The sequence below is a fragment of the Vibrio methylphosphonaticus genome (assembly GCF_023634655.1).
Lineage (GTDB): Bacteria > Pseudomonadota > Gammaproteobacteria > Enterobacterales > Vibrionaceae > Vibrio > Vibrio methylphosphonaticus.
On sequence record NZ_JAMKMS010000021.1, the window covers coordinates 46,057 to 69,933 of the forward strand.

At 43.6% G+C, this 23,877-nt stretch carries 19 protein-coding genes; 10 read left to right on the forward strand and 9 right to left on the reverse strand.

Annotated features, from left to right (window positions below):
• The first annotated feature begins 341 nt into the window (after nt 1-341).
• Complete coding sequence (gene cspE / locus M9196_RS19745) at nt 342-554, forward strand: transcription antiterminator/RNA stability regulator CspE (RefSeq protein WP_102468123.1); 213 nt, start codon at nt 342-344, stop codon at nt 552-554.
• Between the two features lie 196 nt (nt 555-750).
• Here cspE and M9196_RS19750 read toward each other — a convergent pair whose 3' ends face one another.
• Nucleotides 751-1,617: a LysR family transcriptional regulator gene (locus M9196_RS19750; protein ID WP_250619230.1), complete on the reverse strand. Its 867-nt coding sequence runs from the start codon at nt 1,615-1,617 to the stop codon at nt 751-753.
• A 108-nt stretch (nt 1,618-1,725) separates the two neighbouring features.
• Here M9196_RS19750 and M9196_RS19755 point away from each other — a divergent pair, with 108 nt between their 5' ends.
• Nucleotides 1,726-2,100 carry a YybH family protein gene (locus tag M9196_RS19755; RefSeq protein ID WP_250619231.1) on the forward strand — a complete coding sequence of 125 codons (375 nt, stop codon included), beginning with the start codon at nt 1,726-1,728 and terminating at the stop codon, nt 2,098-2,100.
• Nucleotides 2,101-2,109: 9 nt separating this feature from the next.
• On the opposite strand, the gene M9196_RS19760 is transcribed toward M9196_RS19755, so the two are convergent.
• The 3 genes from M9196_RS19760 to M9196_RS19770 form a co-directional block, all read right to left on the reverse strand.
• Nucleotides 2,110-2,292 carry a hypothetical protein gene (locus M9196_RS19760; RefSeq protein WP_250619232.1) on the reverse strand — a complete coding sequence of 61 codons (183 nt, stop codon included), beginning with the start codon at nt 2,290-2,292 and terminating at the stop codon, nt 2,110-2,112.
• A gap of 349 nt (nt 2,293-2,641) precedes the next feature.
• Entirely contained in the window at nt 2,642-4,093 is a 1,452-nt protein-coding gene (locus tag M9196_RS19765; protein WP_250619233.1) for a catalase, read from the reverse strand.
• A gap of 188 nt (nt 4,094-4,281) precedes the next feature.
• Complete coding sequence (locus M9196_RS19770; RefSeq protein ID WP_250619234.1) at nt 4,282-5,277, reverse strand: arginine deiminase-related protein; 996 nt, start codon at nt 5,275-5,277, stop codon at nt 4,282-4,284.
• A gap of 540 nt (nt 5,278-5,817) precedes the next feature.
• Between M9196_RS19770 and M9196_RS19775 the strand changes: the two genes are divergently transcribed.
• From M9196_RS19775 to sstT, 6 genes are all read left to right on the forward strand, one after another.
• On the forward strand, nt 5,818-7,674 hold the full coding sequence (locus tag M9196_RS19775) for an ABC transporter ATP-binding protein (RefSeq protein WP_250619235.1): 1,857 nt from the start codon (nt 5,818-5,820) through the stop codon (nt 7,672-7,674).
• Between the two features lie 367 nt (nt 7,675-8,041).
• Entirely contained in the window at nt 8,042-8,464 is a 423-nt protein-coding gene (locus tag M9196_RS19780) for a hypothetical protein (protein WP_250619236.1), read from the forward strand.
• Nucleotides 8,461-9,072: an SCO family protein gene (locus M9196_RS19785; protein ID WP_250619237.1), complete on the forward strand. Its 612-nt coding sequence runs from the start codon at nt 8,461-8,463 to the stop codon at nt 9,070-9,072. The genes M9196_RS19780 and M9196_RS19785 overlap by 4 nt, the downstream gene beginning before the upstream one ends.
• Before the next feature lie 29 nt (nt 9,073-9,101).
• Nucleotides 9,102-9,560 (forward strand): copper chaperone PCu(A)C, encoded by a 459-nt coding sequence (locus M9196_RS19790; RefSeq protein WP_250619238.1) that lies wholly within the window; start codon nt 9,102-9,104, stop codon nt 9,558-9,560.
• A gap of 556 nt (nt 9,561-10,116) precedes the next feature.
• Nucleotides 10,117-11,172 (forward strand): ribosome small subunit-dependent GTPase A, encoded by a 1,056-nt coding sequence (gene rsgA, locus M9196_RS19795; protein ID WP_250619239.1) that lies wholly within the window; start codon nt 10,117-10,119, stop codon nt 11,170-11,172.
• 252 nt (nt 11,173-11,424) lie between these two features.
• On the forward strand, nt 11,425-12,642 hold the full coding sequence (sstT, locus tag M9196_RS19800; protein ID WP_250619240.1) for a serine/threonine transporter SstT: 1,218 nt from the start codon (nt 11,425-11,427) through the stop codon (nt 12,640-12,642).
• A gap of 99 nt (nt 12,643-12,741) precedes the next feature.
• On the opposite strand, the gene M9196_RS19805 is transcribed toward sstT, so the two are convergent.
• The 5 genes from M9196_RS19805 to M9196_RS19825 all read right to left on the reverse strand — a co-directional run bounded on the left by M9196_RS19805 (nt 12,742) and on the right by M9196_RS19825 (nt 19,149).
• Nucleotides 12,742-14,823, reverse strand: coding sequence for a DUF4962 domain-containing protein (locus tag M9196_RS19805; protein WP_250619241.1), 2,082 nt, complete (start codon nt 14,821-14,823; stop codon nt 12,742-12,744).
• 219 nt (nt 14,824-15,042) lie between these two features.
• Entirely contained in the window at nt 15,043-16,806 is a 1,764-nt protein-coding gene (locus M9196_RS19810) for a sodium:solute symporter family transporter (RefSeq protein WP_250619242.1), read from the reverse strand.
• Between the two features lie 351 nt (nt 16,807-17,157).
• Nucleotides 17,158-17,781 carry a bifunctional 4-hydroxy-2-oxoglutarate aldolase/2-dehydro-3-deoxy-phosphogluconate aldolase gene (locus tag M9196_RS19815; RefSeq protein WP_250619243.1) on the reverse strand — a complete coding sequence of 208 codons (624 nt, stop codon included), beginning with the start codon at nt 17,779-17,781 and terminating at the stop codon, nt 17,158-17,160.
• 65 nt (nt 17,782-17,846) lie between these two features.
• Nucleotides 17,847-18,779 carry a 2-dehydro-3-deoxygluconokinase gene (locus tag M9196_RS19820; protein ID WP_250619244.1) on the reverse strand — a complete coding sequence of 311 codons (933 nt, stop codon included), beginning with the start codon at nt 18,777-18,779 and terminating at the stop codon, nt 17,847-17,849.
• A 34-nt stretch (nt 18,780-18,813) separates the two neighbouring features.
• Entirely contained in the window at nt 18,814-19,149 is a 336-nt protein-coding gene (locus M9196_RS19825; protein ID WP_250619245.1) for a cupin domain-containing protein, read from the reverse strand.
• A gap of 310 nt (nt 19,150-19,459) precedes the next feature.
• Here M9196_RS19825 and M9196_RS19830 point away from each other — a divergent pair, with 310 nt between their 5' ends.
• Both M9196_RS19830 and M9196_RS19835 read left to right on the forward strand, forming a co-directional pair.
• Nucleotides 19,460-21,679 (forward strand): heparinase II/III domain-containing protein, encoded by a 2,220-nt coding sequence (locus M9196_RS19830; RefSeq protein WP_250619246.1) that lies wholly within the window; start codon nt 19,460-19,462, stop codon nt 21,677-21,679.
• A 2-nt stretch (nt 21,680-21,681) separates the two neighbouring features.
• Nucleotides 21,682-23,832, forward strand: coding sequence for a heparinase II/III domain-containing protein (locus M9196_RS19835; RefSeq protein ID WP_250619247.1), 2,151 nt, complete (start codon nt 21,682-21,684; stop codon nt 23,830-23,832).
• The last annotated feature ends 45 nt before the right edge of the window (nt 23,833-23,877 follow it).

Consider the following 23,877-nt stretch of genomic DNA (forward strand, 5'->3'; position numbering starts at 1 on the left):
GTCTTTAACGGACAATAATTGTTTTAAATCAGCCATATAAATCTACAAAATCAACCAGAAGCGCGAGAAGCTGCAATTACGATAGAAAATATAGTGAAATATATTCCGAAAAAAACAAAATAACGCTTTACTTACCACAGGGGTCGGGTATGATTTGTCTCGCTCTGTTGAACAGAGTTATTAATGAAACATCAAGTAAAAGTAAAGCCTTAGAATGCCCACGTTAGTGTTGTTATCCTCAGTGTTTCCCTTGCTTCATCGTAACATTTAATAATTCCGAGCTATCAGCGCATCGCAATCTCGCGATAACTTTATGAAATTAAATATATTAAGGGGCTCTCATGTCTAACAAAACTACTGGCATCGTAAAATGGTTTAACGAAGAGAAAGGTTTCGGTTTCATTACTCAAGACAACGGCGGTGCTGACGTATTCGTTCACTTCCGTGCTATCGCTTCTGAAGGTTTCAAAACTCTTGCTGAAGGCCAAAAAGTGTCTTTTGAAGTAGAGCAAGGCCAAAAAGGCCCACAAGCTGCAAACGTAGTAGCTATCTAATTTAAGAGCGGCGCAAACAGTTTACTGTTTGCGCCACTTTTTTATCCTCTCTCGTTATACCTCTTCGTTACGTCCAAGCGCTAATCCTCAGCTTTAAGTACTCTAAACAAAACAAAAACGCACACTGCCTCTTTTTAATGTCATTCTCTATATTTCTATATTTCTATATTTCTATATTTCCAGTATTTTAGGCAAATTAAACTAACTTGATGAGTTGCTGTTCAATTGCTTGAGTGCATACCGTTACTGACATCGGTACGCTATGACTAAATGGATTAAGCGCATAAATAGAATTTAGTGACAAATGATGGTTTGGTAATACGGGCACGAGCTTTGGGCTCACCAATGGCAGATAAAAATCAGGTACCAGCCCTATCCCCGCACCCTGAGAGATTAGTGATAAGCTACTATGGAATGAATTTGTCATGCAGCGCGCCTCTTTGTGGTATTCCACACTGCCCTCTTTTGTGTTTGTTAAAACATGATGGATCTGCCGCCCTTGCCAGTGATTAGATATATAGTTGAGGTCATCAAGCGCCACGCGAGACACCAACGATGCTTCCCCGCATAGCACATCTCGAAACTGACCCAAACGTCGCTGCTTTAAATTACTGCTTTTCGACTGCCCTACTCGAATCGCCAAATCAATATCATGCTCATAAAAATCAATATGTTGATCACTGCTTATCAATTCTGGCTCTAAACGCGGATATTGCTGCATTAAATCCCCAATAATCGGCGTTATGAGCGTTTCCATGAGAGCGTTTGGCGCTGTTATTCTGACTCGTCCTGTTGGCTCTTCGACCAACTCTTGAGCCTCAGACCAAGCTGCATCGATAATGCCATTGAGATCCTTACAGCGAGAATAAAAATTGCGACCTGCCTCTGTGAGCGTCTGTCGCCTCGTTGTTCGCTTGAGTAGCGTTAAGCCTAACTCTGTCTCAAGTGCCTTTAGGTGCTGACTCACAACCGACTTTGATACTTCTAATGTGTCTGCGGCTGCTGAAATAGAGCCAGCCTCCACAATACGAGCGAAAATGGACATTTGTCTTAAGCGATTCATTATTATTGTTCTGTTTTATTAAACATTCTTTTTTAATATAGCTATTTTTCCGAACTAATCATAGCGCTATGCTAAACCCATATTCCGTTATTTAAATAAGGGCTCCTTATGTCAAACCAATCAATACTCAACGCCTGCAAACAAGGTATCGCAGCATGGCAAGAAGCATTTAACAATCAAGATGCGCAAGGCTGTGCGGCACAATATAACGAAAATTGCATCATGCATGCTCGCCCTTTTGGTACATTCGAAGGCCGAAACGCCATACAAGCATTTTGGCAAAACATTATGGACCAAGGGTTTAAAGAGGTTGAATACACAGACACGCAGTGGCAAGCTCACGGCGAAAATGGCTATATATTGACGTCAAACTGGACAATGAATAAAGCCTTCGGGGTAGTTCATCGTGAGCTGTGGGTTGTAGAAGATGACGGTCAAGCGCGACTTATTAGCGATGACTTTGAAGTTCAGGGAGAGCGATAGCCCGTTTCGTTATGGTTCAAAAAGCTGGGTGAGTTCTTCGCCCAGCTCCTCAAAAACAAGATGACTTTCAAGCACTTTATCCATGACATACTCATAGCGTTCAACGTCGAGTACCTCATTCACTTCCCTATTGTATTTTGCGCCAACAACGACACCGGCTAATACCATTACCACCGCTATTACTTTGAACATACAATTCCTTTTGTACGGTTCTATTCCCAATCTTGTATCAGTATAAACTTCATCACTAGAAATTACATAATTGATCTAGATCAAAAGTGAAGAATAAATGAGACGCGGTGCAACCGTGATGTAAACGTTGGGATACCGGAGCGAGACAGGCCATCACTACCAGGCGTTCACAAAGAACTTCGTGCTAATTGACGAGCTGAAATAATAAATGCCTGGGATAATACCCAGGCATTACTATAGAAGTGATATTAATAACAATACTGGCACTGCATCGACGTTTTCACCACTCTGTTGTCAATGCTAAAAAAGACATGGTCCAGCTGGCATACTCTCTCCAACCATTTCATTGCTAACCCTCCACATCAACCATATCAATGTTCAACGCCGCAGCAAGCCCCTCTGCGTATGCACGATCAGCTTGCAGCGCATGCCAAATATGCTTGAGTTGAATAGGTTTAGAGGCTGAACCGACAGAACGAGCCGTATTTTCAAACAAGTGTTGTTGTTGTTCTTTCGTCATCAGGCGGAAAAGGTCACCGGCTTGGGTGAAGTAATCACTGTCTTCACGGTGATCCCAATGACCCGCGTCTCCCTCGATTGCTAGCGCTGGCTCTGCATACTCGGCTTGCTCAGCCCATTCACCATACTGATTAGGTTCATAACCTTTTGTTGAGCCGTAATTTCCATCAATACGCATCGCTCCATCACGGTGATAGCTATGTACTGGGCAACGTGGTGCATTAACTGGGATCTGGTGATGGTTCACCCCTAAACGGTAACGCTGGGCGTCCCCATAGGCGAATAATCGACCTTGCAACATTCTATCTGGAGAGAAGCCGACTCCCGGAACAATCGCCGCTGGATTAAATGCCGATTGCTCAACTTCGGCAAAAAAGTTTTCAGGATTACGATTAAGCTCAAACTCACCAACTTCGATCAGTGGGAAATCTCCATGAGGCCATACTTTAGTCAGATCAAATGGATTAAACTTACTCACATTAGCCTGAGCTTCAGTCATCACTTGGATCTGCATTGTCCATTTTGGATACTCACCATTTTCAATACTTTCATACAGATCTCGGTGGTGACTTTCGCGATCACGCCCAACTAGCGCTTCCGCTTCTTGATCCGTTAAGTTTTGAATCCCTTGCTGCGTTTGGAAGTGAAACTTCACCCAAACACGCTCATTGTCCGCATTAATCAAACTGAAAGTATGACTTCCGAAGCCATTCATGTGACGGTAGGTCGCCGGGATACCACGGTCACTCATTACAATGGTGACTTGATGGAATGCTTCAGGCAATGACGTCCAAAAATCCCAGTTGTTTTCTGCGCTACGCATATTAGTGCGAGGATCGCGTTTCACCGCGTGATTGAGATCTGGAAACTTGAGTGGATCACGCAAAAAGAAGACTGGCGTATTATTACCAACTAAATCCCAGTTTCCTTCTTCCGTATAAAATTTTAACGCAAAACCGCGAATATCGCGTTCCGCATCCGCGGCACCGCGCTCACCTGCCACCGTGGTAAAACGAGCGAACAACTCGGTCGTTTTTCCTACCTCAGAAAAAATAGCCGCCTTAGTGTACTGGGTAATGTCATTGGTTACGGTAAACTTGCCGTAAGCCCCTGAGCCTTTAGCATGCATACGACGCTCAGGAATTACTTCACGGTCGAAGTGCGCCATCTTTTCCAAGAACCAAACATCTTGCAGTAGCATTGGACCACGTTTACCTGCAGTTGCCACATTTTGGTTATGCGCAACAGGGCAACCTGCTGCTGTTGTTAATTTCTTAGTCATCGTAAATCCTTAGTGATCAAATCATCGCCGATTGAATACACTTACTATATGCGTGGATATTGGAAATAGACAACGGAATCTAGCTATCAATTCAATAAGAAAAATCTATCGAATTACTCGCCACAATTAACTAAGGAAATCATAACGGTGCCAACAAATCCTTTCAGCTAATGAAAACAACACATCGGTTACAGTGATTTAACTCGCGACGGTAAAAACACCTCACCCAACATACAACGTACACTTCCACCGCCAATTGTCTCAATAGTAGAAACGTCGAAAGGGAGTAGTTTCCCATGGGTGCCCAATTGCTGTCGTTGAGAGGGAGTAAACGCATGGTATGCCGACAGCGACATGGCAATGATTTTGTCTCCATTCACCGTTTCCAGTTGCAGAATATTGCCACAAAAATGATTCATCTGCTGCTCGCTGATGGTGATCACTTGCTTGGACTTCGCCAAAGATTTAATCACAAATCGGCGCTCATATTCAGGGATAAGGTCAGCGCATATAACAGCAAAATCTTCCCCAATCGCCATCATCACATTGGTGTGATAAATCGGTAGTCCAGACGGGAGTGCCGTTTGAAAAGAGACAACACGATGGTAACCAATACGCTTAGCATAATCTTCTAGCGCCTCTCTTTCACAGCGCTGAGATAACGCAGCATAGATGGTACGGTTAACATGGTCTTTAACCATCACACCCGTACTTTCTAAATACGCGTCTTGCTTGGCGTAGCTTTCCAAGGAATCCGTTGCGATCACTACTCGCCCAGCGGCGCGTAGTGATTTCATTAACGCTTCAGGACGGACTTCATGCTGACGGTTGTGACACGCCATCGGGAACGTATAAAACGCTCCATCTTGCGTGGTACTAAACCAGTTATTTGGGAACACAGCGTCGGGCGTTTCTTGGTCTGATTTAGGGTAATCAAACTCGACCACTTGCACGCCAACTTTACGCAACGACGCGACCATAGTGTTGAATTCGCTCATTGCAGCTGAGCGTACAGCAACCGAGTCCATGGTCACTGGTTGTTGAAATTCATTATCTTTTGCTGTTTCAGCATTGAAGCCAAATTCTTTGGGCGGCACCATCACAACACAATTCGCATTTTGAACTGAGCGTTGTGGTTTCGATTGGCGTGGCCATTTTAGATGTAAAGCAGTTCCTTGATTCATATTGAGTCCACTCATTCTACAAACTTCATCAACCATTTTTGAATTGTAAGCAAAATGTTAATTGTCAATTAACTGAATTCACCCCTATTCCACACAATAAAACAAGTAAATTAGCTGCCTATAAAGATATATGCAGCTATATTTACTGAATATCCAATCAAGTCAGTAAAATTATCGAGTAACGGCTTCTCTATCTGCCACGTTTTCCTACACGCCAGACAACAGCAATAAAAAATTAACAATATTGCTTCATGTTTAAACAAATCTAATGACACAACTTGAGACAGTAGATTGAAAGCTATACAATTAATTTCGTAGCCTTTTGAACTTTGTAATAGTTTCCGTTTCGTCGGCGTTGCAATTTCGTCATAAATTTAATGCACCCCATTGTGCGCCTCTGCGAAATGGAATCTTCGCCATGTAAAATAGAAAACCAACTTCGACAACACATTATTAATTAACAGTTCTCTCTGCCTATATGGCGTGATTTCCTCGTTTTATTCTGAATGCTCCCGAGCATTTATAGCACCTAGGTGAACCATGTTTAAACGCTTTGAATCTTTCACAAAAGCTTTCCCAAAGCAGGAGCCCGAGCAACCGCCAGAGGGCATCATTGCTTTTTGTCGACACTATACTCGCGGGTTCGAAAAGCCATTAATTCTTATGGCACTCCTCAGCACAACCGTTGCTATTATTGAGGTCGCACTATTTCGCTTCATGGGTGAATTGGTCGATTTACTAACAGCAAGCACACCAGAAACCTTTATGGCAGAAAACGGAAGCACACTCTTTTGGGTTGGGCTCGTTATTCTGCTCGTCATGCCAGCCCTTATTTTGGTGTATTCGTTATTGACTCATCAAACGTTACTTGGCAACTACCCCATGTCGATCCGATGGCAAATGCATCGCTATTTACTAAAGCAAAGTTTGTCCTTTTACCAAGATGATTTTGCTGGAAGAGTCGCGACTAAAGTCATGCAAACGGCCTTAGCAGTTCGCGAAACAGTGATGAAAACGGCTGACGTTTTTGTCTATGTCATGGTGTACTTTACTTCAATGCTGTTTATCTTGGCGCAGGCCGATCTTTGGTTAATGCTTCCAATGCTCTTATGGCTGTTCGCCTATATCGGAATTCAACTTTATTTTGTCCCTAAACTTAAAAAAGTAGCAGCAGAGCAAGCGGATTCTCGTTCTTTGATGACAGGACGGATCGTAGACAGTTACACCAATATCTCGACTGTTAAACTCTTTTCTCACAGTAAAAGAGAAACGGAATATGCTAAAGAAGGCATGGATGGATTTCTCGATACCGTCCACAGACAAATGCGTCTCGTGACAGGGTTTGATGTCTGTGTGCAGCTGGCGAACTACATTTTATTATTCTCTATCGCTGGTATTTCCATCTACCTATGGATGGAGAGCGCCATTACCATTGGTGCTATCGCCATCGCGATTAGTTTGGCCCTGAGAATCAATGGCATGTCGATGTGGATCATGTGGGAGGTGGGCGCGTTATTTGAAAATATGGGTACTGTCGTCGATGGCATTAAAACAATGTCTAAACCTATCGCTATCCAAGATAAACCAGATGCCAAGCCGATTGTCGTCGCTCAAGGCGGCATTGAGTTTGATGACGTGAGCTTTCACTATGGTGAGAATAAAGGCGTAATTAGCAACCTCAATCTCAACATTAAACCGGGCGAGAAAGTGGGGCTAGTTGGCCGCTCTGGTGCTGGAAAATCAACTCTTGTGAATCTATTGCTTCGTTTCCATGATGTCGAGGGCGGTCGGATTCGTATCGATGGTCAGACAATTTCAGATGTCACACAAGATTCGTTACGCAGTAAAATTGGTATGGTCACGCAAGATACCTCATTGTTGCACCGTTCTATCCGAGAAAATATCATGTATGGTCGTCCGGACGCCTCGGAAGATGATCTTATCGCTGCAACCAAACAGGCTCATGCCAATGAGTTTGTAGAAACGCTGACCGACCCATTTGGCAATGTTGGCTACGATGCGCAAGTCGGCGAACGTGGCGTGAAGCTTTCTGGAGGGCAACGACAACGTATTGCTATTTCACGTGTCCTGCTCAAAAATGCCCCAATTTTGATTCTAGACGAAGCGACATCGGCGCTCGATTCTGAAGTCGAAGCGGCGATTCAAGAAAGTCTAAATGAGCTAATGGAAGGTAAAACCGTGATTGCGATTGCCCATCGCCTATCAACCATTGCCGCGATGGACCGTTTAATTGTATTAGACCAAGGCCGAGTGCTTGAAGAAGGTACACACCAAGAATTGATTGAACAAAAAGGCGTTTACGCGCAGCTTTGGGCGCATCAAACTGGTGGGTTTATTTGTGGTGAAGACGACGTTGAGCAGGACAGTACAGCATAATCCACCCAGGCTCTATCAATCGACTTATTCATATATTTTAAGGTGAACAATCACCGAACAGAGCCACTTCGTTTCGCTGCCAACCATGGCGATTAGCTAAACATTAGTGGCTTTCTTTTTATTGTCCAAAAGCATCGATCAATTCGCTTCCTAATACCATAAGCTATAAGACGTAAAGCTATAAGACGTAAACCATAAGCCATAAGCCATAAGCCATAAGCCATATTCTGGGACTATCGTTGCCACTATTGCACAATCGTCTTGATAAATATCCATCAAGTATTTCGTATTTTTGAAGTAACCGCACGGCGGCCATTGCTGATTATGTTACGATGCGCCTACCAATTTCTTCAGGGTTGATAACAACTTGAACAACAAAGTAAAGTTTTTATTCATTGCGCTTGCACTCGGTGCAGGCTTTGTGCTGCCTAATTTGCTCAATAAAGCGAAAACCATGCATGTCGACTTAAGTGAATACTGCATGTTATCGACCAAACTTTGTGAGCAAGATGGCGTTAAAATTCAACTCAACAAAGACCGAGCTCACCCATTGATGCCCGTTGAAATACAAGTGTTCTGGCCAAATGCTGAAGCCGAGCAGCTACTCGTGTCTTTACAAGGTAAAGAAATGGATATGGGTGTGGTGAAATACCAACTAGACATGATTAAACCAAATGTCTATCAAGGTGAAATTGTTCTGCCAGTCTGTACTGAAGATAGTATGACATGGTACGGCACCATCGCTGAAGGCGAGAACTCAGTGCAAGCGGCAGTAAGGATGACGCGATGAATAAAAAATGGTTACTGCTACTTGTTGGCGCTTTTGCTGTTGGTATCGCAGCGAATATCGTCCTGCAACAACAAAAAGAATCCGGCCAACAAGCCGAGGCTGAACGTCAGATCGAGAAAACATCAAATGCAGTATTGTATGGAGAAAATGATAAGCCTATCGCTGTCTTTGACCAACAAGATCCCCGAACCCGTATCGTCTATTTCGGTTTTACGCGCTGCCCCGATGTTTGTCCAACGTCACTGGCCATGCTCGCTGGCGCACTCAATCAGATTGATGAAGCAAGTAAAGCGACCATTCGGCCTGTATTTATCTCTCTCGACCCTGAGCGCGACGCCGCCACTGCATCGGCTGAATATGCTCACTATTTCCACCCGATGATCGAAGGTTTGTCCGCCCCACTAGACGTTACCACACCACTGGCTCATCGCTACGGCGTCATATTTCGCAAAACAGAACTAGAAGGCTCCAAGCTTGGCTATACCCTTGACCATAGCTCTTACTTCTATTTTCTAAAACCCGATGGTACTTTGATTGAGAAAGTGCCTCACACCCTAACTCCAGCTCCTATTATTGAGGCGATTAAGCGACTGAATAATCAGGGATAGAAACCATTACAACAAGAATCGGAATCCACATGAAGCTCAACAAAACACTCTTATCTCTTCTTGCCCTTGCACCGTTATCATTTGCCAACGCGGCAATTGATGTGAATGACGCTTACGCACGTGCTACCGCGCCAAATGCGACAACCAGTGCGGTGTTTGCCACCATAGAAAACACCAGTGACCATGCCAGAACCTTGGTTAAAGCAAATTCCCAAGCCGCAGCGGTGGTCGAACTTCATGATGTGGTTATGGACGGTGAAGTGATGCAAATGCGTCAAGTTGAGAGTATTGAGATCCCTGCTAATGGGCATATCATGTTAAAACCCGGCAGCCTGCATATCATGCTGCTGGATATCAATGAACCGTTAATAGAAACCCAAACGATTGATGTTGAATTGACATTTGCTAATGGTGAAGTACAAGTGGTGACGGTACCAGTGAAAAAAGTCATGGCGGGCATGAGCAAAATGAAACATGCGCATCATTAATACCTCCCTTAATTATTGCGCTTCCCCGTCATCATTATGACTTGAGAATTGGTTAGTATTTCATTTAAGTGACGATCCAACACACTTACGTTTAAAAAATCCACCTTCTGATAAGGTGGATTTTTTACGTGAAAAAGCCGCGTTGTTCACTGGCAAACGCTCATCCAAGCAATTCTCAACAAAGCACCATGAAAAGCACCTTAAGATGATAGCTAATTACATTCAGCCCACCCTTTTCCGTCAGTGCGTTGTTTATTCGCTCACCAAGGCAGCATCTATATTTGGGGCTTTACAACGCCCTTCGTTCACGATGCCGATCACTATTATGCTAACATGAGTAAGATTCCACTCATTAAAGGTGACTTCATGATTGTATTACACACCCACCTGACAGCATTAGTCGCCACTATGTAATCTTCCATTTTCTTGATTACTTAACGACTGATAGCCCGGTGTTGATAAACAGGGGTTACGTGCATACTGCACACGCTTACATGTGTAAGTACCTAACCCTATTAGAAATATTCAAATAGTGTAAAACGCTTAGGTACCAACCATGACTTCTATTTTCACTCATCCTATTTCCATCAACGAACTTGGCTGGAAATCGTACTTCCAACAACAACTCACACTTGATGACTATGACAACACGGTAGTCGGTCGTATTATTGCCCATCATCGCAGTGGTTATATCGTCTGTACTGAGGAGCAAGAACTTCATTTAGAGCACCACACTCAGCACCCTCCCATGACCGTCGGTGATTGGATATTGCTAGACAGCGATCAGTTTTTTGTTCGCCTACTTGAACGTAAATCTTTATTTAGCCGTAAAGCACCAGGTTCAAAACTGGAAGAGCAGTTTATTGCTGCCAACGTCGATAGTGTATTTATTGTCTGCTCACTCAATGACGATTTTAACCTCAGTCGAATTGAACGATATCTAACCCTTGTTAATGAATCTCAGGCTGAAGCCGTCATTGTGCTCACCAAGTCTGATTTATGCCACGATGCCGATGAAAAGCGCCAACAAGTACAGAGCTTAGACCCTTTCTTAATCATTGAAATGGTTAACGCGTTGGACGCTGGTACATTAAGCGGGCTCGCTTCGTGGTGCCACCAAGGTCAAACCGTGGCATTTATGGGGTCATCTGGAGTAGGAAAATCAACCTTAGTCAACACCCTAATGGCATCCGAAATCCAAGCAACCGGTGGTATTCGCGAAGACGACAGTAAAGGGCGTCACACCACAACCTCCCGCTCTATGCACAAGATGTCGCAAGGCGCACTGTTGCTGGATACACCCGGTATGCGTGAAATACAACTTACGGCAAGCGAAGATGGACTAGCGGAAACTTTTAGCGATATTGAAGCATTAATCGCGCAATGCCGCTTTAGTGATTGCCAGCACGGTAACGAGCCAGGATGCGCAGTACGCACTGCGTTAGAAACCGGAAATGTGGACGCAAGGCGTTTAGACAATTACTACAAACTGCTTAGAGAGCAAGCTCATAATAGTGCTTCATTGGCAGAGAAACGCAGTAATGATAAGCAGTTTGGTAAATTTATTCGCTCTGTTCAAACCGAAAGCCGCAGTCTTAAAAAAGGCTATTAGGCATCCTACGATGTAAAAATTTGGCTCACTTGCCTTGCCACTAGTTTCATTGTCACCTCCCACAGGCCCTAATTACCAGGGCCTTCTTTATACACTAATTAAAAACAAATAATTAACATATAACACTATAAAAATGCACATGAAGCACTATTTCATACTGCATCTGAATTAAAACTGGACACATATGTTCGCAACTATATTATAACAACTGCAAACACACATTCTTACAATACAATTATAAAGGTACAAAAAATGCAGAACTCTAGCTTGTTGGCCCGATATGCCAATGGCAATCTGGTGCTCCAGATCCTTGCGGGCATCATGTTCGGTGTTATCTTGGCGATCGTTTCTCCTTCAACAGCACAAAGCTTCGGGATGCTTGGTAGCTTGTTTGTTGGAGCATTGAAAGCCGTTGCACCCATTTTAGTCTTTATTTTGGTCGCAGCCTCGATTGCAAACCAAAAGAAAAACCAAACTACGCACATGCGTCCAATTATTATTCTTTATTTAATTGGTACCTTCACCGCAGCACTGACTGCTGTACTAATGAGCTTCCTTTTCCCAACAGAGCTTACATTAGTTGCAGGCGCCGAAGGGGCAACACCACCACAGGGCATCGCAGAAGTTCTGCACACGTTGCTATTTAAACTTGTCGACAACCCAGTTAGCGCACTCATGAATGCTAACTACATCGGTATTCTCGCGTGGGCTATCGGTCTAGGACTTGCGCTGCACCATGCATCAGATACAACGAAAGCCGTTTTCGAAGACCTGAGTCACGGTGTTTCACAAATCGTACGTTTCATCATCCGTTTAGCACCATTTGGTATCTTTGGTTTAGTGGCAGCGACCTTCGCAACAACGGGGTTTTCTGCGCTAGCTGGCTACGCGAAATTGCTTTTTGTCCTACTGACATCAATGGCGATCATCGCGCTTGTGGTTAACCCAATCATTGTTTACGTCAAGACTAAACAAAACCCATACCCATTGGTTTTTCAATGTCTTCGTGAAAGTGGTGTGACAGCATTCTTTACCCGCTCAAGCGCTGCCAATATTCCTGTGAATATGAACCTATGTGAAAAGCTTGAGCTAGATGAAGATACGTACTCCGTTTCTATTCCGCTAGGCGCAACCATCAACATGGCGGGCGCTGCAATTACTATCACTGTACTCACGTTAGCCGCGGTCCATACAATGGGTATCGAAGTGGATCTATTAACGGCGCTACTATTGAGTATTGTCGCTGCGGTCTCGGCGTGTGGCGCATCAGGGGTAGCAGGTGGTTCACTGCTGCTGATTCCACTAGCATGTGGGCTGTTTGGGATCTCTAATGACGTGGCAATGCAAGTCGTTGCGGTAGGCTTTATTATTGGTGTTATCCAAGATTCAGCAGAAACCGCACTAAACAGTTCTACAGACGTCGTATTCACCGCTGCGGTATGTAAAGCTGAGCAAGATAAGCTAATCTAAGAAGTTATGAAGCAAAAAAAATGGCAGCGAATATCGCTGCCATTTTTTATTCTCGTTAACTAGAACGACTTAATGATGCCGCATCATTAAGTCGCGTTCCTAGCTAAGGTCAATAGTGACGGATTCACCATCAACGGTAAGAAGTAACGTATCGCCTTCAACTTTATGCGATACTTCTACTTGCTGACCATTATTTTTGTTTGGCACCAACAGCGTTAAAATATTGTGCTGTTTAGCGGCTTTAAACTCAACTTCAACATGACGATGAACTTCTAGCCCTTCAAACTCATAAGGGTCAACCTCTCCAAAGCCTTCTACATTAGTAATAGAAGCAATGCGATCGGCTGATTCATTAATAAAGCTCACATCAAGGTGTGCTTTCTCGCCACGAATAGTAAACGCTTGATCTGCCACTTCGTTCGCAAACGTGGTGTGCATTAGCCAAGTCATGTCTTTTTCTTCAGTTAATGTGGCTTTATCTTGCATCACAAATAACTGACCTTTAACAAACCAAACTTTACGCTTGTAAGACTCGATCTCTGGAACGAAATGCTTGTAAGAACTCGTTGCGTCTCCTTCAACCATTTTCACGTCAGATTCAGTATCGAAATTGGTAATGTTACCGCCGGCTTCAATACAGAAGCGATCTTGGTGACCTTCATAACCAGTATTTTTGTTCTCGCCGTATTGCCCTTTCCCACCAAACAAAGGAAGGTTCTTAGAGAACGTATGACGACGCCATTTCGTATGCATATCAACACCAAAGCCACCATAGTAACCAGTGATTGATGCTAGCGTTTCTCCAAATGCATGTAAGGTAAATGCATTTTGATCACCGTGCGAGTGGCTGATTGAACCAAACGGAGAGCTCTTAAAGACCATATGAATATGCTCATCACGCTCTGTCATTTTGCTATGGAATGCCGCCCAACCGGTGATAGGGAATACCTTCAGCAATGGATCATTCGATGGTGCTTTTTCTTCAGGTGCATCCCAAAGAATATTAAAACGAAGATCGTCATACCCGAAATCCCACCAACCAAAGTTATAAAACTTAGTATGTGCTTCGGTATCGCGGCCTTTTAACTGATTGTAATACCATACGTACTCAGGCTTTTGGTTCACGCCCGCGTAGTGCTTAATATTGTAAGCTAGCTTTAATCCTGGGAAATCGCCAATTGATGACTGGTCACAAAAGCTTGCGCGCTTAGAGTGAACTGGCATGCAGTATAATGGGAAGTCGCCGGTATTTTCATAGAACGTCTTGTTAAACATATCGACGCCGGTGTATGCCTTAAGCAAGTCAAATGCTTCGCCAAGGAACGCCGTTTGCGTGTTCCAGTAATCAGGACCTTCTGCCCAACCACCGTCTTCGCCACCCCATGGTGGGTAATGCACTGCGTAGTACTCTAATGCATACGCGATGTACTCACCCGCTTTAGGGTGGTCATGGTACAAGGCGATACAAGTAGGAATAATCGCCGAAGAAATTGAACGTACACCATGGCTATTTAGTGGGTTGTTAAGCAGATCAACCGTCACTTTAAGGTGGTGCATGATCTCATCTAAACGAACAACTAGCGCATCCTGAACGATTTGGCGCTCTTCATCACTAAAGTGACCGTGCAACCAATCGTAGCCCCACGCCATCGCCGCAACGACACGGAATGCAGCTTCATCGTTATAACCGCGTGAAGTCACGCCGTCTGGATCATAGCTCGCCAACTTCAGCGTCCACGCCTTAGCTTTAGCAATCAGCTGTTCATCTTCTTGAACAATACCTGCAATAGCTAGGTTACGAGTTGCGTTGAGAGCCATTTGGCAATCGACATACATTTGTCGCCAATATGGTCGCCACAATGACGCCTTGCCTACCGTTTCTTCAGGATAAGCTTGAGGCTCTTCATAAGGGGTGGTTTCAAGGAATTTTGCTGTCGAATTTGTATAGAACTCATCAAACATACAGTGTGACTTATCAGCCTGAACGTTACGCTTAAATTCAGCTAAGTCTTCAGCTTGAACAAGAAGGCGTGGGCGTGCTTCGCTCAAACTGTCTAAAAATGACAAGTCAAAATCGCGCTTTTGTACTTCGATTGGGAGTAGATCTACTAAGTTACCCGCTGAAGTATCATTCTCCAGCTTCATCTTTCTGATTGCATCAAGAGGTTCTTTATTACTCATGCTCACTCTCTTATTCAATGTTGTTTAACAAATTCAATATAAATCCTATTGTAATACAATTACGTCTATGAGGCGATATTTAACCTCTCATTTTTGAAGTAAATATGTCATTTTACTTGTTGTAAGTTCAATCATAGACGTTGATACACATTAGGGGATAAAAAAGCCCATGCCTCGGGGGAGAACATGGGCCAATAACTGTAGAGCGCTATTTGCTATCTATTTATTTACAGCTAACGACTCTCTTGCGCCTGCTTTTGAAGCATTGACTAACAAAATACCGACGGTCAATACAATCGTACCGCACAAGACGAACAATAGTCGGCCTGTTGGTTCGTTTGGAATCAGAGCCATTGCCAAGATACCAAAGCCAGCGGTGCTAATTAGTTTACCAAGCATTGAGCGTTGTTTAGTGTCAAGGTCTTGTTGTTCTTCACCTTCAGCCACTACTGGTGTATTCCAGTTAATAAACAACTGGTCAACTTCTTGCTCACGCTCAGCTGATAAGCCTTTGTAGAAGCGCGTCGTTAGTACGAAGTAACCACCCGTAAATATAACGTGAGCCGCTAAGCTTAGACCAACTTTCAAATCATTCCACTCACGTCCTGTTAGTGCTTGATCCAAACCAAATAGGTTTTCAATATGTTCTGCTTGTAGAGAAATACCGAAGATGTAAGAAACGAAACCAGCTACAACAAGTGTTGACCAACCAGCCCAGTCAGGCGTCTTGCGGATCCACATACCAAGTAGTGGTGGAATAAGCATTGGGAAGCCAATTAGAGCGCCGACATTCATTACAATATCAAACAAGCTTAAATGACGTAGTGAGTTAATAAACAAACCAATACTAATGATTAAAATACCCATCATAATAGTGGTTATCTTACTGACAATAACCAACTCGCGCTGACTCGCTTCTTTACGAAGGATTGGGCTGTAGAAGTTCATTACAAAGACACCAGCATTACGGTTCAAACCAGAATCCATTGAAGACATGGTTGCCGCAAACATTGCTGACATTAGAAGACCCACCATGCCCGCTGGCATCACATTTTGAACGAATGCAAGGTAAGCAGCATCACCGGCTTTATCGCCCATAGAAGCATACTGCAAAGCAAAATCAGGCATGAATGCGCTAACGTACCAAGGTGGTAGGAACCAGATTAGTGGGCCAACAACCATTAGGATACAAGCAAGTCCTGCAGCCTTACGTGCGTTTTCACTGTCTTTAGCACAAAGGTAACGGTATGCGTTGATACTGTTGTTCATCACACCAAATTGCTTAACAAAGATGAAGACAACCCAAAGCACAAAAATGCTGACGTAGTTTAGGTTGTTACCTAACATAAAGTCGCCATCAAAATTCGCTACGATGTTTGAAATACCACCACCGTGGAAGTAAGCAGCAACCGCACAAGTAATCGTTACGGCCATGATAACGAGCATTTGCATGAAGTCAGACGCAACTACGGCCCAAGAACCGCCTGTTACCGCCATTGCAACAAGTACAAGACCAGTCACCACAATTGTCGTTTCCATAGGAATATTGAAAACTGCCGCGACGAAAATCGCAAGACCGTTTAACCAGATACCTGCTGAGATAAGGCTGTCCGGCATACTTGCCCATGTAAAGGCTTGCTCTGATGACTTACCAAAACGCTGACGAATCGCTTCAATGGCTGTAACCACTCGGAGCTGACGAAATTTCGGCGCGAAGTACATATAGTTCATGAAATAGCCAAATGCATTGGCCAAGAAAAGAATAACAATGACAAAGCCATCATTAAATGCGCGTCCTGCGGCTCCGGTAAACGTCCATGCTGAAAACTGTGTCATGAATGCGGTTGCACCAACCATCCACCACAACATCTTGCCGCCCCCTCTGAAGTAATCACTCGTGGACGTTGTAAATTTTCTAAACATCCAGCCAATAGCGATCAAGAAGAAGAAGTAGGCAAGAACAACAAGAGTTTCAATAGTCATTTTTACAGCCTTTTAAAGTTTCATAATTAACTGACCTAAGCATACCGTAATCTGGCCCCATTTGTACTACAATAAGTCTTTATCGTGATCTAATTCTCATGTTATTTTTTGCCAAAAAGCCCTAAAACACCTAAATAAACGTGAATCAGTTCAAATAACACGCCGAATTAACCGAAATTAAACATCAAGCGCTCGCACATTAACATTTCATTAATCATACAATTGATTACAAAGTAACGATTGCACTCAATTGATTAGTATGACAAATGCCTTATAAGAATAGCAGACTGATATAACAAGCAAAAAAAACGAGCCATTAGGCTCGTTTTTTTCGACAGAGAATAGCAAAAATTAGTTTACATGCTTAACCGCATCACGAACTAGCTCGCCTAACTCATCCCACTTTCCTTCATCCATTAGCTTAGTCGGAACCATCCAAGTTCCACCACAAGCAAGCACAGAAGAGATAGAGAGGTATTCATCTACATTTTTCAAACTTACTCCGCCCGTTGGCATGAAGTTCACAGGGTAAACTGCTGTCAATGCTTTAAGCATGCCAACACCGCCAGATGGCTCTGCAGGGAAAAATTTCAACGTGCGTAAACCCATTTCCATCGCTTGTTCAACAAGGCTTGGGCTATTCACGCCAGGTACAATTGCAACACCTTTATCAAGGCAGTACTGAACCGTACGAGGGTTAAATCCTGGGCTAACAATAAAGTCTACACCGGCCTCGATTGACGCATCGACTTGCTCGTTGGTTAATACCGTACCTGAACCAATTAACATATCTGGAAATGCACTACGCATCGCTTTAATTGCGTCGATTGCACATTCAGTACGCAGCGTGATTTCTGCACATGGCATGCCATTTTCTACTAATGCGCGACCAAGTGGGATAGCATCCTCGACATTATTAATAGCGATCACAGGAATAACTTTTAAGTCTGCTAACTGTTCATTAAGTGTTTTCATGAATTTCGTCTCTGGTCTACTTTAGGATTTTAACTCGCTCAAGGACGCTAAAATCCTAACAAAAATTAAAGAAATAGCTCTGGCATTACTTCGTTTGGAATAATCGCACCACGATATTGAATAACGGTACCCGCTACACAATGTCCGGAAAATGCAGCTTCACGGGCGTTTCCACCACACAAACGTTTAGCTAAGAAACCAGCACTAAAAGAATCGCCAGCCGCGGTTGTATCGACAATCGAAGTCACTTTGTTTGGAGCAACATAATTAGCGCCTTCGCCTTCAATGACTAAACAGTCATCACCGCCACGTTTGATGACTAACTCTTTAACGCCAGCATTGACAGTACGTTCAATACATTGTTCAAGGTTTTCATCACCATACAATTCTTGCTCATCATCAAAAGTGAGTAGTGCAATGTCAGTTAACGACAGCATTTTGAGGTAGTATGATCTTGCATCACTTTGACTAGCCCAAAGCTTAGGTCGATAGTTATTGTCAAAAAATACCTGACCGCCCTTCGCTTTAAAATCAGCTAAGAATCGGAATAAAACGTTACGTCCATTTTCCGTTAGGATAGCTAAAGTAATACCACTTAAGTACACCGCATCAAACTCTAGCAAAGCTTGAGTCAATTCCTGTTCATTCTCTTGGTCAAACAGATAACGAGCCGCTGCGTCATTACGCCAGTAGAAGAAGCTGCGCTCACCAGTACTGTCAGTCTCTATGTAATAAAGTCCTGGTTGTTTGTCATCCAAAATCTGAACAAGGCTAGTATCGATGTCTTCTGATTGCCATGCTGATAACATGTCAGAACTGAACGCATCTCGTCCCAGTGCCGTCACATAACTCGTTTTAACGTTATGTTGTTTTGTTAAGCGCGAGAGATATAAAGCGGTGTTCAGTGTATCGCCACCGAACGACTGTTTAAGCCCATCTTCTTTCGACTGAAGCTCAACCATGCACTCACCAATGACCGCGATGTTAAATGATTTCATATGCGTACCTTAGCAACTGAGATTGCACTATTGATTATTTAAGAAAGTCTTCACGTGCTGGTGAAAATGCGTCCAGAAGAATACTGTCTTGCTCTAATGCTACCGCTCCATGACGGAAGTGCTTTGGTGCGATATAGGCATCACCTGCAGTCAGTACCATTTTCTGACCATCGACTTCCGCCTCAAAGCTACCACTTACAACATAGCCGATTTGATCATGAATCTCATGAGAATGTGGCGCGCCTATTGCACCCTTATCGAAGTTCAAGTGCACCAACATCAACTCATCAGTGTAGCCGACGATTTTTCTCTTGATACCGTCACCCAGATCTTCCCATGGTGTCTCTTGATTCTTAAAGAAGGCGTTCATAGTCATATTCTCCAAATTAATTGTTCAGTCAATCTGTCTCTTTGATTTATTGATATCATAGTTGAACAAGTCGATTTGTAATACAATAACTCTTTATTTGTGTGATTGAGATCAAGTTTGATACGTGAAAATGTCGAATCCGTCATTATAGCAAAATCGACAAATTGAGTTTAATCAATAAAAATCAACAATTTAACAAAATCATCGTGATGCACATCATTATTTAGCCAATAAATAGTACAATTAAAACTGCTATTGTATTACTTTATAGCGAGTTTGAATTCAACTTGTCATAGCGGTGAGATAGAACATGATTACAAAACCACTTTTGTTAACAGATGCTGAAATAGAACTTCTTCACCAAGAAGTCGGGCGTCCAAGTCTAATGGGACAAACGATTGAAGCGCACAAAAATGAAGTAGACGCATTCATGATTTTGCCACTCGATGTGCCTGAACATGGTGAAGCAGGCGGGTATGAGCACAATCGTCATAAACAGAACTACATCAATATGAATTTAGCGGCGCGACTCTTCTTGATAACAAAAGAGCAAAAGTACGCGTCGTTTGTTACTGAATTATTAAGCCTATACGCAGACAAGTACTTAACGTTTGGTTTTCATGTTCAAAAAAACACCAACCCAACTGGGCGTTTATTCCACCAAATTCTCAATGAACATTGCTGGCTTATGTATTCAAGCTTAGCATATTCATGCGTAGCTTCATCAATGACTGCCGAACAACGCCAACATATTATTTCCCGTCTATTTGAACCTATGCTTGATATGTTCACGGTAAAGTATGGCCATGATTTTGACCGCATTCACAACCATGGGATTTGGGCCGTTGCCGCTGTCGGTATTTGTGGATTAGTGATCGGCAAGCGTGAGTACCTCGAAATGTCGATTTATGGACAAAATCGTAACGAAACGGGTGGGTTCCTTGCGCAAATATCAAAATTATTTGCACCTTCCGGCTACTACATGGAAGGACCTTATTACCATCGTTATGCCATCCGTCCTTTGTGTGTCTTCGCAGAGGTGATCCACCGTCACATGCCAGAAGTCGATATCTATAACTACAAAGATAAGGTCATTGGTAATACGGTTGAAGCTCTCCTTTCAACGGCTTACCCTAACGGTGCGTTCCCTGCTCTTAATGATGCATCAAGAACGATGGGCATTACCGACATGGGCGTCAAGGTCGCATTGAGCATGTACGCCAAACACTACGCATCTCCTAACACACTCTCGCTTGGTTCTCATATTCTAAGTATGGCGAAGATTCAAGGCGCGGTATGGATGCACCCATGTGGTTTGGCGCTATCTAAGAGCTATGAGGCCGTCTCTTCAGAGCAAGAAATTGGATTACCGTTTTGGCCAAGCACTGAACTCTCAGAAGGGCCTAATGGCGACCGTGGTGCGCAAGGCTTTATCCGCATGCGCGATAACCATGGTGACGTGACTCAATTAGTGATGAACTACGGTCAGCACGGTATGGACCACGGTCATTTTGATACCTTAGGTATCACTTATTTCAATCGTGGTCATGAAGTTTTACGCGAGTATGGCTTCTGTCGTTGGGTGAATGTCGAACCTAAATTTGGTGGACGCTATCTTGACGAAAATAAATCTTACGCCCGCCAGACTATTGCTCATAACTGTGTAACCATTAATGAGCGTTGTCAAAATGACTTCAACATAAAGCGCGCCGACGCTGTCCATGGTTTACCTCACTTCTTTAAAGTCGAGGATGAGAAAATGGCTGGGATGAGTGCGTTTGCTAATGACCATTATGACGGCTTTGAAATGCAACGAAGTGCATTTTTATTGCAACTGGAAGAGCTAGAATCACCTTTACTCCTTGATCTATATCGCTTAGAACCTGGCGAGAATAGCCAAGGTCAACACCAATATGACTATTCGCATCAGTATGCTGGTCAAATCATTCGCACTAATTTTGACTACAACAGCCACCAAGAAGTCAGCCCGCTCGGGAACGATTTTGGTTATCAGCACTTATGGAACATCGCGTCGGGTCAAGCGAAAAAATCGGCATTGGTGAGTTGGCTACAAGATAATAGCTACTACACTTGGCTAGGCACCAGTTCAAATGCAAATACCGATTCGAACTCTAGCTGTGGTGACATCATCTTTACTCGCACAGGGGCGAACGACCCGAGTTTTAATACTCGTAGTGAACCTGCCTTCATTTTACGCAGTCACGGACAATCAACACTGTTTGCATCAGTGTTGGAAACCCATGGTTACTTTAACGAAGAATTTGAACAATCCGTGAATGCTCGAGGGCTGGTCAAAGATATTGAGGTCATTGGCCATAACCAAGTCGCATCTATTGTTCAGATTTCAACGGAGAAATCCTCCGTTATTGTCATGATCAGCAATCAACCTGATGCGAATGAAAACACAGAACATAACGTAACATTTAACGAAAAAACATACCGTTGGACTGGCTTCTATGCTCTAGAGATCATTCGATCACAAGCCACTAAGACGTTGCAGGAGAAATAACGATGAGCTATCAACCTCTATTACTTAACTTTGAAGAAGCAGCGGAGCTTCGCAAAGATCTTGGCAAGGATAGCCTGTTAGGAAAAGCGCTTTCACGTGATATCAAACAAACGGATGCTTACATCGCAGAAGTCGGTATTGAAGTACCAGGGCATGGAGAAGGAGGCGGTTACGAACATAACCGTCATAAGCAAAACTATATCCATATGGATCTTGCTGGCCGCCTGTTCTTGATTACCGAAGATATCAAATACCGCGATTATATCGTCGATATGTTAACCGCATACGCGAAAGTTTACCCAACGTTAGAAAGCAATGTGAGTCGAGATACGAATCCACCTGGTAAGATTTTCCACCAGACATTGAATGAAAACATGTGGATGCTTTACGCTTCATGCGCATATAGCTGCGTCTACCACACACTGCACCAAGATCAAAAAACGTTGATTGAAACCGATTTGTTTAAGCAGATGATCGACTTGTTTGTTGTCACTTACGGGCATGATTTCGATATTGTACATAATCACGGTTTATGGGCTGTAGCTGCGGTAGGCATTTGTGGTTACGCCATTAACGACCAAGAGTCTGTTGATAAAGCGTTATACGGATTAAAACTGGACAAGGTCAGTGGCGGTTTCCTAGCGCAACTTGATCAATTGTTTTCGCCTGATGGCTATTACATGGAAGGTCCGTACTATCACCGTTTCTCGTTACGTCCTATTTATCTGTTTGCAGAAGCCATTGAGCGTCGCCAACCAGAAATCGGCATCTACGAGTTTAATGACTCGGTTATCCAAACTACCTCTTACGCCGTCTTTAAGACCGCGTTCCCTGACGGCTCGCTGCCTGCATGTAATGACTCATCAAAGACAATTTCAATTAATGATGAAGGCGTCGTTATGGCAACAAGTGTATGTTTCCATCGTTACGAGCAAGCTGAAACACTTTTGGCAATGGCTAACCACCAACAAAATGTCTGGGTCCACATCTCTGGTCAAACGTTATCCAATGCGGTCAATGACGCCGACGAGATTAAACCATTTAACTGGGGCAGCTTGTACATCACCGATGGCCCTCAGGGTGAGAAAGGTGGTTTAGGTATTTTGCGTCATCGCGATAAGCACGATGACGATACCATGGCATTAATTTGGTTTGGTCAGCATGGTTCTGATCATCAATATCACTCTGCGTTGGACCATGGACATTACGATGGTCTTCACCTAAGCGTGTTTAACCGTGGTCATGAAGTACTCCACGACTATGGCTATGGCCGCTGGGTAAACGTAGAACCAAAATTTGGTGGTCGTTACATTCCAGAAAACAAGTCATACTGTAAACAAACTGTTGCTCACAACACGGTGACCGTTAACCAAAAAACACAGAACAACTTCAATACCGCCTTAGCTGAGTCGAAGTTCGGAGAGAAGCACTTTTTCGATATCGACAACGAGAAGCTACAAGGTATGAGTGGTCGCATTTCTGACTACTATGAAGGCACCGATATGCAGCGTAGCATCCTTCTTGCGGATCTTCCTGAGTTTGAAAAACCGCTCGTCATTGATGTTTATCGTATTGAGTCAGAAGAAGAGAACCAATACGACTTACCTGTCCATTATTCTGGACAAATTGTTCGTACTGATTTTGAATACAAAACAGAATCAACGCTCAAACCTGTTGGTGACTCTGATGGTTATCAGCACCTTTGGAACCTTGGTTCTGGCTCCGTTAACGACAGCTCACTAGTGAGCTGGTTGGTCAACAACAGTTACTACTCACTGATTACAAGTGCAACGGCTGACAGTGAAGTTATTTTTGCTCGCTTAGGCGCAAATGACCCTGACTTTAACCTTCGTAGCGAACCTGCGTTGATCATGCGACAGTCCGGCAAAAACCATGTCTTCGCGTCTGTCCTGGAAACACACGGTTACTTCAACGAAGAGTTTGAGCAATCCGTCAATGCTAGAGGTTTAGTTGAGTCGGTATCGGTGCTTGGTCACAATTCGATTGGCACAGTTATTCGTATCCAAACCACCTCAGGAAACGCCTATTCTTTTGGTATTTCAAACCAATATGGCGATGCCCAACAGACAACACATTCCGTTGAGTTTGGCGGTGAAACTTACACTTGGGAAGGCGCGTTTGCCCAACTTTAATCGCCGATAGTCACCAGCCACTTAAAACCGGATGTTTCGCTTCGA

What these genes read in the sequence shown, in the direction of transcription:
- M9196_RS19810 (WP_250619242.1), bottom strand. Translation starts at nt 16,806, where the DNA reads ATGACTATTGAAACTCTTGTTGTTCTTGCCTACTTCTTCTTCTTGATC.
- M9196_RS19820 (WP_250619244.1), bottom strand. Translation starts at nt 18,779, where the DNA reads ATGAAATCATTTAACATCGCGGTCATTGGTGAGTGCATGGTTGAGCTT.
- M9196_RS19775 (WP_250619235.1), top strand. Translation starts at nt 5,818, where the DNA reads ATGTTTAAACGCTTTGAATCTTTCACAAAAGCTTTCCCAAAGCAGGAG.
- rsgA (WP_250619239.1), top strand. Translation starts at nt 10,117, where the DNA reads ATGACTTCTATTTTCACTCATCCTATTTCCATCAACGAACTTGGCTGG.
- M9196_RS19750 (WP_250619230.1), bottom strand. Translation starts at nt 1,617, where the DNA reads ATGAATCGCTTAAGACAAATGTCCATTTTCGCTCGTATTGTGGAGGCT.
- M9196_RS19755 (WP_250619231.1), top strand. Translation starts at nt 1,726, where the DNA reads ATGTCAAACCAATCAATACTCAACGCCTGCAAACAAGGTATCGCAGCA.
- M9196_RS19770 (WP_250619234.1), bottom strand. Translation starts at nt 5,277, where the DNA reads ATGAATCAAGGAACTGCTTTACATCTAAAATGGCCACGCCAATCGAAA.
- cspE (WP_102468123.1), top strand. Translation starts at nt 342, where the DNA reads ATGTCTAACAAAACTACTGGCATCGTAAAATGGTTTAACGAAGAGAAA.
- M9196_RS19830 (WP_250619246.1), top strand. Translation starts at nt 19,460, where the DNA reads ATGATTACAAAACCACTTTTGTTAACAGATGCTGAAATAGAACTTCTT.
- sstT (WP_250619240.1), top strand. Translation starts at nt 11,425, where the DNA reads ATGCAGAACTCTAGCTTGTTGGCCCGATATGCCAATGGCAATCTGGTG.
- M9196_RS19825 (WP_250619245.1), bottom strand. Translation starts at nt 19,149, where the DNA reads ATGAACGCCTTCTTTAAGAATCAAGAGACACCATGGGAAGATCTGGGT.
- M9196_RS19785 (WP_250619237.1), top strand. Translation starts at nt 8,461, where the DNA reads ATGAATAAAAAATGGTTACTGCTACTTGTTGGCGCTTTTGCTGTTGGT.
- M9196_RS19815 (WP_250619243.1), bottom strand. Translation starts at nt 17,781, where the DNA reads ATGAAAACACTTAATGAACAGTTAGCAGACTTAAAAGTTATTCCTGTG.
- M9196_RS19760 (WP_250619232.1), bottom strand. Translation starts at nt 2,292, where the DNA reads ATGTTCAAAGTAATAGCGGTGGTAATGGTATTAGCCGGTGTCGTTGTT.
- M9196_RS19805 (WP_250619241.1), bottom strand. Translation starts at nt 14,823, where the DNA reads ATGAGTAATAAAGAACCTCTTGATGCAATCAGAAAGATGAAGCTGGAG.
- M9196_RS19835 (WP_250619247.1), top strand. Translation starts at nt 21,682, where the DNA reads ATGAGCTATCAACCTCTATTACTTAACTTTGAAGAAGCAGCGGAGCTT.
- M9196_RS19790 (WP_250619238.1), top strand. Translation starts at nt 9,102, where the DNA reads ATGAAGCTCAACAAAACACTCTTATCTCTTCTTGCCCTTGCACCGTTA.
- M9196_RS19765 (WP_250619233.1), bottom strand. Translation starts at nt 4,093, where the DNA reads ATGACTAAGAAATTAACAACAGCAGCAGGTTGCCCTGTTGCGCATAAC.